This window comes from Brachyspira pilosicoli, from assembly GCF_019402445.1.
GTDB classification, from domain to species: domain Bacteria; phylum Spirochaetota; class Brachyspiria; order Brachyspirales; family Brachyspiraceae; genus Brachyspira; species Brachyspira pilosicoli_B.
Map to the genome: position 1 here is coordinate 1 of NZ_SRZM01000259.1, position 3,564 is coordinate 3,564.

The 3,564-nt window shown below is 27.2% G+C and carries 2 protein-coding genes; both read right to left on the minus strand.

Features of this window, described 5'->3' with window-relative positions; translation table 11 throughout:
• Positions 1-116 precede the first annotated feature (116 nt).
• Complete coding sequence (locus E6A48_RS08520; protein ID WP_219709703.1) at positions 117-2,897, minus strand: TreP protein; 2,781 nt, start codon at positions 2,895-2,897, stop codon at positions 117-119.
• A gap of 38 nt (positions 2,898-2,935) precedes the next feature.
• A complete protein-coding gene (locus E6A48_RS08525) occupies positions 2,936-3,394 on the minus strand; it encodes a bacteriohemerythrin (RefSeq protein ID WP_219709705.1) in 459 nt (152 codons plus the stop codon).
• Positions 3,395-3,564 lie beyond the last annotated feature (170 nt).

Sequence of the window (3,564 nt, forward strand, 5' to 3'; positions counted from 1 at the left end):
GCGGGAAAAAGTTGAATAAAACAAAAACTTGCATGACAAAATATAGTTATTTCATAATATATCATAACATTTCATGATTAATTCTTATCAATAATTATAAAAATAGGTATAATAATCTACCAAGCAAACTGATAGCCGAAACTTATATATAAATCATTAACAGATATGTTATCAGTAATTCTTTCAGGCATTTTTAGTGCTAAAGATATATAAGGCTGACCAGTAACCACATTATACGGCAAAACAAGTACGCTTAAATCACAACCCACCTTTAATGCTATAGACTGCATATAATCTTTATCATAATAAGCCCCCCTATAAGAAACAGAAGCAAAGAAGTTTTCAAAATATAAATGACTCAAATTAAATTGTGCATCCAAATAACCAAAAAGCTCTATATCTCCAGCAAGAAAATAATTATCACTGTATTTCTGTTGGCTTACATAATTATAAAACTCACTAGGAGCAGATACATATCTTCCGCCGAAAACCCTTGAAGCACCATTAAAGGCTGCGGCAGTATCAAATGCATAAGAGCCGTAAAAACTCGCTCTAATAGGGGCGTATCTTGTTTGAAACTGTGTTTTAAAATCTAGAGCAAATTTATTATACCTCACAGAATAAGTAGGATAAAGAGATATTTGTACTAAATCATTAAAATATGGTTTATCAGAAGCAGATTTAAATCTAAAAATAGCAGCTAATGTAGTATTAAAAGTCCAAGAAGAAAATTTCCAATTAAAAGCACTTTGATAATAAAGAGGATTGTTATAGTATATTGTATCAGAAAATAATGCAGTAGATATTGTAGGAGCTATATAAAACAACACCTTATCACTCTCTGTAAAAAGATTAAATTGCATATTAATAGCACTGCTTACTCTCCAATATTTACTATAAGTTGAATAAACTATATCGCTTCCAAATTGAAAATTGATAGGATAAAGTAAATCGTAAAATCTCATATCTAGTTGAGTTTGTAAAAATTGAGAAGGTATATCATAACCAATCATCAATATAGAAAGATTATCAAACTCTACAGAAGATACTGCAGTAGCTAATCCTATACCATTAAAGAAATATTGAAATGTATCATTAAATAATGGGAAAGGAAACCATAAAGACCAAGGTTTAATATATTTAAAAGGATTATGTTTTCCTAATTCTATTTGAGGAGAGAAATTATACTTTTCTATTGTTTTATCTGTTAGAGTGATATTTTTTGTTTCTGGATTAATAGTGGTGTCTTCTGTCATTAATCTATCATATTCAGAAAATCTTCCCTTATAATAAACAACATTCTCACCATTTTCTAAAACATTAACTGATGACAATACGCCTCCAGAATAGTTTTTATTATATAATCTTATTCTACTTGCATTTAAATCTAATTCACCTAATCTGTAAAAACTATCATCATTGTTATAAGAAAATAAAAGCCTATTATTTGAATATCTCAAATAACGCACATAATTAAGTGTATTATCTTGTGTATTAACATATTTAAGAGTTTTATCATTATAATCATAAATTGCTATATGTTTAATGCCTTTGTCTATTACTATCAAAGCTATCCTATTATCATCTATTACTGTTGGAGAAGTATAAGTAATAGTATCATTAGGCTCAAGCAATACTTCTTTATTATTATTTTCATCAATATAAACAAAAGTAGTATTATGCAAATCTTTACCTATGCCTATTATACCGCCTCTAAAAAAGCTAGCATATTGTAAATCATACCATTTTCTTTTTGTTCTTTTTTTTGTTTCTAAATCATATTCTTTTACTATATATCTATAAAGCCCAGAATTATAAGTATAAGATACAATTAACGCCATTTTGCCGTCTGCAGAAATATCCAAACTCTCAGAACTTTTATCTATTAGAAATTCAAATTTTAAATCTTTTTTATTGTTTTCATTGTTTCTTGTTTTTTTATATGAATATAAAGCACCAAGATTAGAATCTATATAATAAAGCGTATCATCATAAGAATCTATGTCCTCAATATATGTTTCTCTATCATTAACCATCAAATCTTCACTTGGATTAATGTTTTTAATCATAATATAATTTTGAAACTCTGCCCACACATCAAGAAAATCTATATTATAAACTTTTTTAAAAGCTCCATAAAATCCTGCATTATATACATTAAAAGAAAAAGAGAACTTATGCCTCATAGCGTCCCAAAGTTCATTATACTTATCCATTCCAAAACGCTCTTGCAAGTATTTTGAAAAAAGTCCTCCATATTCATAATACACAGTTCCGCCTGGACGTTTTCGCCAAAGGTCGCTAGCCTGCATAGGTGTCTTAAACTTTCCCTCGTATATATCTTGTCTTAATCTTTGTTTTACTAAAGGGTCATTAGCCCTACCAAACCCTTTATAACTCTCCATACTAACAGTAACACCTTCTAGCATAAACCCTGGTGTATTTATAAAAACCAAAGAAGCCCAACTTCCAAAGATTCTTGTTTGAATACCAGCTTTTTTAGAGTTTAAACTAAGTAAATGAACTAATTCATGTATAAATGTACCTCTAAAATTATCTTCATCTATGGTAAGCTCGCCAGATTCTGCTGTGTCAAATAATATTATTCTAGGATATGGAACAGGCACTGCCACAGAATTAAATAAATTTATATCAGGAGTGATAACTACTGGTATTTTACCATATACTTTGCTGTCTAATATTGTAGAATACTCTTCATAAATATCATCAGCAATACCAGCTAATTTTTCAGCACTTCTTCTAGACTCAATAGGAAATATTATTTCAAATTTCTCTGTATTTATTGTATGTAATTGTCTAAATGGTTTGAATATTTGAAGCTGACCATACAATACAGATATAGAAAATATTAAAAAAAACAATATATATTTTTTCATAGATTAGAATATATATTATTGGGAGTTTTTGTCAATAATTAGCTATTATATTCTTCTCTAGCCATTTTTTCTAAAGTAGATTTTACTTCATTAATAAAAACTTTATCTTCAACTACAATATGATTAAACAGCCAATCCCTCAAAAACATAGTGAATCCCTTTATATCTATTTCTTTGCCAATCTTATAATTATTTACTTCTTCTAAAACTTTATTAGTAAAATTCCTATGTTTAACTACATGAGATTTAAATCCGCTATAATCTATAGCTTTCATTATAGCCTCTTCTGTAGAAAAGTGATAAGCAACATAATCAACAGTATCTTTAATAATGTTATTTAATTCTTCTGCTACATCATCTTTCGATATGTCTTTATTCATAACTAATATATATAACTTATTTAATATATTAACTAGTTCTTTATGCTGGTCATCTACTCTTTTATATCCAGTATTAAACCTACTTTCCCATTTTATTTCTTGAATATTATCTTCCATATACCAAATATCCTTTTTATTATTCTAATTTAAATATAACCAAAATTTTAATTTTTTGTATATAATAAATTAAACAAAATATTAAACATCTATTTCTTTATTCGGATATTTTTTATATTAATTATCTGTTTTTTTAAAATTGCCTTAAGTTCATATACAAAAGCTTTATC

Excerpts from the sequence above, each read along its gene's own strand:
- E6A48_RS08520 (WP_219709703.1), bottom strand. The coding sequence starts at position 2,897 with ATGAAAAAATATATATTGTTTTTTTTAATATTTTCTATATCTGTATTG.
- E6A48_RS08525 (WP_219709705.1), bottom strand. The coding sequence starts at position 3,394 with ATGGAAGATAATATTCAAGAAATAAAATGGGAAAGTAGGTTTAATACT.